This window comes from Methyloceanibacter marginalis, from assembly GCF_001723295.1.
Classification (GTDB): domain Bacteria; phylum Pseudomonadota; class Alphaproteobacteria; order Rhizobiales; family Methyloligellaceae; genus Methyloceanibacter; species Methyloceanibacter marginalis.
Genome location: NZ_LPWD01000040.1, coordinates 1 through 7,301, shown reverse-complemented (window position 1 = coordinate 7,301; position 7,301 = coordinate 1). Strand labels below are relative to the sequence as shown.

The following is a 7,301-nucleotide window of genomic DNA, read 5'->3' as shown; positions in this document are numbered from 1 at the left end:
CTCGCTTCGCTCGCACCTCAGCATGACGCGCCGGGCCTCGAAGGATGGGGCTCAATCAGGCTTCGTCACACGCCGCAGCGTGAGATTGAAGCGGCCGCCTTCTTCTAGAAGATCGCTGGTCCCGGGAAGCACGCGGTCGATGCCGTGATAGGCAAGACGGTCCGTCCCGCCGAGCACGAACACGTCGCCCGATCTGAGCTCGTAACTCTGCGTCGGGCTTTTTCGCGCTGTGCCGCCGACGCGGAAGATACCGGTATCGCCCAGCGACACGGAGAGCACGGGCGCGTCGAAGTCCTGCTCGTCGCGATCCTGATGCAGCCCCATCTTGGCGGCGCCCGCATAGTAGTTGATGAGGCAGGCTTCCGGCGGCTGCGGGTAGCCCGCGCATTCGGTCCAAAGATCCAAAAGCATCGGCGGAATCGGCGGCCACGGTTTCCCCGTCTCGGGGTGCATGGCCTGATAGCGGTAGCCTCGCTCCTTGTCGGTGACCCAGCCGAGCGGCCCGGCGTTGGTCATGCGCACGGACATGGGCTTGCCCGAGCGCGGCATGGTGGGGGTGTAGAGCGGCGCTTCCGCGATCACCTTCCGGATCGCACCAAGAAGGGCCATTTGCGCCGGCCTGTTCAATGCCCTCGGAAAATGCCGCAATGGTCCTTTGCTCCGCCTCAGTCTCCGCCTACCGTTCCCCCGTATAACGCTCTTCGCAACGCGGAATGAGTTTCATGGGCGAGCCTCATGCCACAAATCCCGACGGCTACGTGCATTCGCGTGACGCTGAGGAATATCAGCGCCTGCGCAACCAGGGGGCCATGTGGCAGAGCGCGACCGAGGCGCTGCTCGACCGGATCGGCCTGAAACCGGGCATGTCCTGCCTCGACGTGGGCTCAGGCCCAGGACAGGTGATGCGGCTGCTGGCCGACCGGGTGGGCCCGGACGGCACCGTGACGGGGCTTGAGATCGACGGTCAGCTTGGGGCCCATGCGCTCGCCGGCCTCAAGGCCGAAGGCGGCGCGAATTTCCAGCTCGTCCAGGCTGATATGCTCGCGAGCGACACCGTGCCCGGTGCACCCTTCGACCTCACCTATTGCCGGCTGTTCCTCATGCATATGCAAGAGCCGATCGCAGCGCTCGAGAAGATGCACACCTGGACCAAGCCGGGCGGGGTGGTGGCGGCGCAGGAATTCGACTTCGGCGCTATCGCCGTCGAGCCCATTTGCCACGCCATGACGGAGTTTAACCGCTTGTTCGAAGGGGTCTTTCGCGGCCACGGGCGGAACTTGCGGGCGGGACGGCAGTTGCCGGCCCAGTTCGAGGGTGCCGGAATCGGCTCGCTTGACGGCACGGTAACCGAGATTAAGTACCTTCCGCTCCGTGATATGGCGGCAATGCTAATCGGCGTTTACCAAGGACTCTTCGCCTCGGCCGTAGAACTTGGTCTTGCCGATCGAGCGCGCGCCGATGCCTTCAAGGCGGATATGGCGGAGGCCGCGGCGGACGGCCGCTATTATTGTCTGACCCCTGTCCTGATCGGAGCGTGGAAACGCGTATCGTGACCCCCAATCGCCGCACCCGGAAGCCTGCCTTATCCTTGCGGGCCATAGGGTTGCCACCTATATAACCGCGGAGCCCCGCCGCAGTCCGTTCGGCGGGGACGGCGAAACAATTGGGGACCGGATCGCGCCGCTTGGATGCGAGGCGCGTCAGTTGAAATCGGGTGCCGTGTCAGGGCCCGGACGGTTTGCCAGAAAGAGAGGCTCGCAATGGCGAAAGTGATTGGTATCGACCTCGGCACGACGAACTCCTGTGTCGCGGTCATGGATGGATCGAACCCCAAGGTCATCGAGAATGCCGAGGGCATGCGCACGACGCCCTCGATGGTGGCGTTCACCGATGACGGCGAGGTTCTGGTCGGACTGCCGGCCAAGCGTCAGGCGGTTACCAATCCCGAGAACACCTTCTTCGCCATCAAGCGCCTGATCGGCCGCCGCTGGGAGGATCCCACGGTCGCCAAAGATCAGAAGCTCGTGCCCTACCAGTTGGTGAAAGCCGACAACGGCGACGCCTGGGTCGAGTCCCACGGTAAGAAGTATTCGCCCTCGCAGATCTCCGCCTACATCCTTCAGAAAATGAAAGAGACGGCCGAGTCCCATCTCGGCCAAAAGGTCGAACAGGCGGTCATCACGGTGCCGGCCTATTTCAACGACGCCCAGCGCCAGGCCACCAAGGACGCAGGCAAGATCGCGGGTCTGAAGTTCCTGCGCATCATCAACGAGCCGACGGCCGCCGCGCTCTCCTACGGACTTGAGAAAAAGGAAGGCCAGACCATCGCCGTCTACGACTTGGGCGGCGGCACGTTCGACGTCTCCATCCTGGAGATCGGCGACGGCGTGTTCGAGGTGAAGTCAACCAACGGCGACACCTTCCTCGGCGGTGAAGACTTCGACATGCGCATCGTCGATTACCTCGCCGACGAGTTCAAGAAAGAACAAGGCATCGATCTGCGCAGCGACAAGCTCGCGCTCCAGCGCCTGAAAGAGGCCGCGGAGAAAGCCAAGATCGAGCTCTCCTCCACGCAGCAGACCGAGGTCAACCTGCCCTTCATCACGGCCGACCAGTCCGGCCCGAAGCACCTCACGATGAAACTCACCCGCGCCAAGCTGGAAAGCTTGGTCGAGGATTTGATCAAGCGGACCATCGCGCCTTGCGAGGCCGCGCTGAAGGATGCCGGTCTCAAGCCGGGCGAGATCAGCGAGGTGATCCTGGTCGGCGGCATGACCCGCATGCCGAAGGTCGTGGAGACGGTGAAGACCTTCTTCGGCAAGGAGCCCCATAAGGGCGTGAACCCGGACGAGGTGGTCGCCATCGGCGCGGCCATTCAGGCCGGTGTGCTGCAGGGCGACGTAAAGGACGTGCTGCTGCTCGACGTGACACCGCTGTCGCTCGGCATTGAGACACTGGGCGGCGTATTCACACGGCTGATCGACCGCAACACCACGATTCCCACCAAGAAGAGCCAGGTGTTCTCGACCGCGGAAGACAATCAGAACGCGGTGACCATCCGCGTCTTCCAGGGCGAGCGCGAGATGGCGGCCGACAACAAGATGCTCGGCCAGTTCGATCTCGTGGGCATTCCGCCCGCGCCGCGCGGCGTGCCGCAGATCGAGGTGACCTTCGACATCGACGCCAACGGCATCGTCAACGTGTCGGCGGCCGACAAGGCGACTGGCAAGGAACAATCCATCCGCATCCAGGCCTCGGGCGGTCTCAGCGATTCCGACATCGACCGCATGGTGAAGGAAGCCGAGAGCCACGCCGAGGAAGACAAGAAGCGCCGCGAATTGGTGGAAGTCCGTAACCAGGCCGAGGCGCTGGTGCACTCCACGGACAAGATGCTCGCTGATTTCGCCGACAAGGTTTCGGCGGAGGACAAGGCGGCAGTGGAAGCTGCCGTGGCCGAGCTCAAGACCGCCGCGGAAGGCGAGGACGTGGAAGCCATCAAGCAGAAGGTGGATGCGGTCGCGCAAGCTTCCATGAAGCTCGGCGAAGCGATGTATCAGTCGGCGCAAGGCGCGGGCGGCGGCGAGGGCGGCCCGACCGCCGATGCCGGCGGCGGCGGCTCCGATGAAGGCGTCGTCGATGTCGACTTCGAAGAGGTCAAGGACGACGACAGTAAGAAGTCCGCGTAACGCAACAAACTGGCGGCGGAGTCCTCACGAGGCTCCGCGCAAGCCCAACAAGAGACTTGTGCGCCGCCGCGTGCAGGACGGCGGTCGTGACGGTCCGGAGGGGTGATGGCGAAACGGTGCTACTACGACGTATTGGGTGTGAATCGCGGCTCGGATGACGCGGCGATCAAGTCTGCGTTCCGCCGTCTCGCCAAGGAATGCCACCCCGATACCTGCAACGGCGATCCCACCGCAGAACAGCGTTTCAAGGAAGCCAACGAGGCCTACGAGGCCCTGAAGGATCCGCAGCGCCGCGCGGCTTATGATCGCTTCGGCCATGCCGCCTTCGAGGGCGGCGGCCATGGGTTCGGGGGCTTCGGCGCCGGCGGCCCGCACGGTTTCGGTACGGATTTCTCCGCCTCGATGTCGGCCATGTTCGACGATTTGTTCGGCGAGTTCATGGGCGGCACGCGCCGGCCGCGGCAGCGCTCGGGCCGCGAGCGCGGCGCCGATCTCCGCTACAATATGGAAATCACGCTCGCGGAGGCCTACGAAGGCAAGACGGCACAGATCCGCGTGCCGACATCCGTCACCTGCGACGACTGTTCGGGTTCCGGCGCCAAGGCCGGCACCTCGCCCACCGCCTGCCGGACTTGTGGCGGCGTCGGCAAGGTCCGCGCCAGCCAGGGCTTCTTCACCATCGAACGCACCTGCCCGGCCTGTCAGGGACGCGGCGAGATGATCGAGACGCCCTGCCCGTCATGCAACGGCGCCGGCCGCGTGATCCGCGAGCGCACCTTGTCCGTCACCATTCCGGTGGGCGTGGAGGACGGCACGCGCATCAGGCTTGCCGGCGAAGGCGAGGCGGGCGTGCGCGGCGGACCGCCCGGGGACCTCTACATTTTCCTGTCGATCAAGCCCCATGAGTTCTTCCAGCGCGACGGCGCGGATCTGTTCTGCCGCGTGCCCATCGCCATGACCACCGCGGCGCTCGGCGGCCAGATCGAGGTGCCCACCATCGACGGCGGCCGCAGCCGCGTGAAAGTCCCCGAGGGCTCCGAAAGCGGGAAGCAGTTCCGCCTCAAGGCCAAGGGCATGCCCGTGCTGCGCTCCAAGCAGCAGGGCGACCTCTACATCCAGGTCGAGGTCGAGACGCCGAAGAACCTGTCGCGCAAGCAGCGCGATCTCTTGAAGGCGTTCGAGGAGGCGTCCAACCCGGACACGAGCCCGGCCTCGGCCGGATTTTTCGCCCGGGTGAAGGAGTTCTTTGAGGGTATCGGCGAGTAGCGCCTATCCCTTCCCGCCCTGATTGACGTAGATTGGGCGTTCCCTTCAGCTCCCGCGCCCCCGTCCCGCATTACTTTCGCGCGGTCTTCACAGCGAGATGACGATGGCCGGCGAGCCTGCCAAGAACAGCCCGAAGGCAGCGTTCCACGAGCCGGCGGTCATGAAGCGGGCGGCAAGAGCGACTGTCGCGGTCATCGCCGTGATCGCGCTCGCCAGCGTGCTTTGGTACGCGCAGACGGCGATCTTTTTGACCTTCGCCGGCATCCTGCTCGCCATCGTGCTCTACGGCGCCAGCCGCTGGCTCTCGGAGATGACCGGCCTGCCGCGCCTGCTGATGCTGGCCGTGGTGGCGCTCGCCGGCCTCGCCGGTCTCGCCCTTGCCGGCTGGACGGCAGGACCGACGCTCGGAACACAGGTCGCGCTGCTGGCGCAGAGCATCGCCGCCGGCGTCACTACGCTGACCTCTCAACTTTCGACTCTCATCGACCGCACGGCCATCCTCGAGAACATCGATCTGGTTCAGGTGCTGGGCAACTTCATGAGCCAGTGGGGCATCGCCACCGGCGCCACCACAGTCGCCATGTCAGTGTTCGGTCTGTTCAGCGCCGGGCTGATCGTGCTGTTCTTCGGCATCTATCTCGCCGCCGATCCGCACACTTACGTCAATCTGGTGGCGCGGCTGGCGCCGGAGGACAAGCGCGAGACGCTGCTCGAGCTTTTGTACGAGACCGGCGATCTGCTGCGGCGCTGGCTGATCGGACAGTCGATCACCATGTCGGCGATCGGCGTCTTCACCTATCTCGGGCTGTTGATCCTCGGCGTACCGATCGCCTTCGTGCTGGCGCTGTTCGCGGGGCTTGCGTGCTTCCTGCCCTATCTCGGGCCGATCATCGGCGCGATTCCAATCATCCTCGTGGCCGGCGGCGAGAGCTTGAATTTGGCCTTGTGGGCGCTCGGGCTTTATTGCTGCGTCCAGTTCCTGGAGAGCTATCTGCTGACGCCGCTGATCCAGGCCCGCGCGGTATCGATGCCGCCAGCGGCGGTGATCCTCAACCAGCTCGTGTTCGGCGCCGTGTTCGGACTTCTGGGGCTGGCGCTCGCTACCCCACTCGCGGCCGCCGCAACCGTTCCCTTGCGTCATGTGTTCGGTCAGGACGAGGACGGGAAGACCGACGGCGCCTAAAGCGCGAAGCAGGAGATTTGCATGCGGCTATTGTTTTTTGCCGGTAGCGCCCGGGAGGGGTCGCACAACAAGAAGCTCGCCCAGCTCGGGCGGCACATTGCCGAGGCGAACGGCATCGAGGCGGTGTTCGCGGATCTGGCCGACTATCACATGCCGATCTATCACGGCGATCTGGAAAACGACGAAGGCGTGCCGGAACGCGCGCGGGCCTCAAGGCGCTGCTGGAGGAGTATGACGGGGTGATGATCGTGACGCCGGAGTACAATGCCGCGGTTCCGCCGCTGCTCAAGAACACGATCGATTGGCTGAGCCGCGTAAAGGACGAACCGGACGTGTTCAGGACACGGGTTTTCGCCATCTCGGGCGCGTCTCCCGGCTATTACGGGACGATGCGCGCCCTGCTCATGCTGCGGCAGATCCTCGCCGTGGGCTTGGGCGCCACCGTTATTCCGCAGCAAATGGCGCTGCCGCGCGCCAGCCAGCCTTCGAGGCCGACGGGAGCCTGAAGGACGAGACCCAGCAGAAGATGTTCGCCGGCGTGGTCGAAGCGCTGGCCGTCGCCGCAAGGAAGTTTGCCGCATGAGCCCGAAGGACCGGATCATCGTCGCGCTCGACGTGCCCCATGTGGACGAGGCCCGCGCGCTCATCGACAAGCTCGGCGACAGCGTCGGCGTTTACAAGCTCGGCCTCGAGCTCATCTATGCCGGCGGTCTTGCGCTGGCCGAAGAGCTCGCGAAGGACGGCCACCGCGTGTTTCTCGACGCCAAACTACTCGACATCGAGGCGACGGTCGAGCGGGCGACCGCCGCGATCGCCAAGACCGGCGCTCACTTCGTCACGGTGCATGCCACCGACCGCAAGACGCTCGATGCGGCCGTGCGCGGGCGCGGCGACAGCGCGCTCAAGCTTCTTGGCGTTACGGTGCTGACCAATCTCGACCGCGCCGACTTGTCGGAGCAAGGCATCGAGATGCCGCCCTTGGCTCTCGTGCAGGAGCGCGCGCGGCTCTCTCAGGACGCAGGGCTGGACGGTATCGTCGCCTCGGGCAAGGAAGCGGCGGCCTTGCGCGAGCGCTTGCGGAACTTCCTCATCGTGACCCCCGGCATCCGTCAGGCGGGGACCGACGTGCAAGACCAGGCCCCGCGTGGTGACGCCCACGGACGCGG

General features: G+C 65.1%; 6 protein-coding genes and 1 pseudogene. 6 read left to right on the top strand and 1 reads right to left on the bottom strand.

Features of this window, described 5'->3' with window-relative positions; genetic code table 11:
• Positions 1-51: 51 nt before the first annotated feature.
• Complete coding sequence (locus AUC71_RS02260; protein ID WP_069622964.1) at positions 52-669, bottom strand: alpha-ketoglutarate-dependent dioxygenase AlkB family protein; 618 nt, start codon at positions 667-669, stop codon at positions 52-54.
• Positions 670-722: 53 nt separating this feature from the next.
• Here AUC71_RS02260 and AUC71_RS02255 point away from each other — a divergent pair, with 53 nt between their 5' ends.
• The 6 genes and pseudogenes from AUC71_RS02255 to pyrF all read left to right on the top strand — a co-directional run.
• A complete protein-coding gene (locus AUC71_RS02255) occupies positions 723-1,553 on the top strand; it encodes a methyltransferase domain-containing protein (protein WP_069622963.1) in 831 nt (276 codons plus the stop codon).
• A gap of 207 nt (positions 1,554-1,760) precedes the next feature.
• Entirely contained in the window at positions 1,761-3,686 is a 1,926-nt protein-coding gene (gene dnaK / locus AUC71_RS02250; RefSeq protein ID WP_069622962.1) for a molecular chaperone DnaK, read from the top strand.
• 105 nt (positions 3,687-3,791) lie between these two features.
• Positions 3,792-4,952, top strand: coding sequence for a molecular chaperone DnaJ (dnaJ, locus tag AUC71_RS02245; protein WP_069622961.1), 1,161 nt, complete (start codon positions 3,792-3,794; stop codon positions 4,950-4,952).
• Positions 4,953-5,055: 103 nt separating this feature from the next.
• Complete coding sequence (locus tag AUC71_RS02240; protein ID WP_158007668.1) at positions 5,056-6,135, top strand: AI-2E family transporter; 1,080 nt, start codon at positions 5,056-5,058, stop codon at positions 6,133-6,135.
• A gap of 21 nt (positions 6,136-6,156) precedes the next feature.
• Positions 6,157-6,641: pseudogene (locus tag AUC71_RS22505) on the top strand (NADPH-dependent FMN reductase).
• Between the two features lie 73 nt (positions 6,642-6,714).
• Positions 6,715-7,301 (top strand): orotidine-5'-phosphate decarboxylase (gene pyrF, locus AUC71_RS02230; RefSeq protein WP_069622959.1); only part of this gene is annotated, 587 nt, incomplete at its 3' end.

Bases quoted from the DNA above. Each gene is read 5' to 3' on its own strand.
- AUC71_RS02255 (WP_069622963.1), top strand. From the start codon at position 723: ATGGGCGAGCCTCATGCCACAAATCCCGACGGCTACGTGCATTCGCGT.
- dnaK (WP_069622962.1), top strand. From the start codon at position 1,761: ATGGCGAAAGTGATTGGTATCGACCTCGGCACGACGAACTCCTGTGTC.
- dnaJ (WP_069622961.1), top strand. From the start codon at position 3,792: ATGGCGAAACGGTGCTACTACGACGTATTGGGTGTGAATCGCGGCTCG.
- AUC71_RS02240 (WP_158007668.1), top strand. From the start codon at position 5,056: ATGGCCGGCGAGCCTGCCAAGAACAGCCCGAAGGCAGCGTTCCACGAG.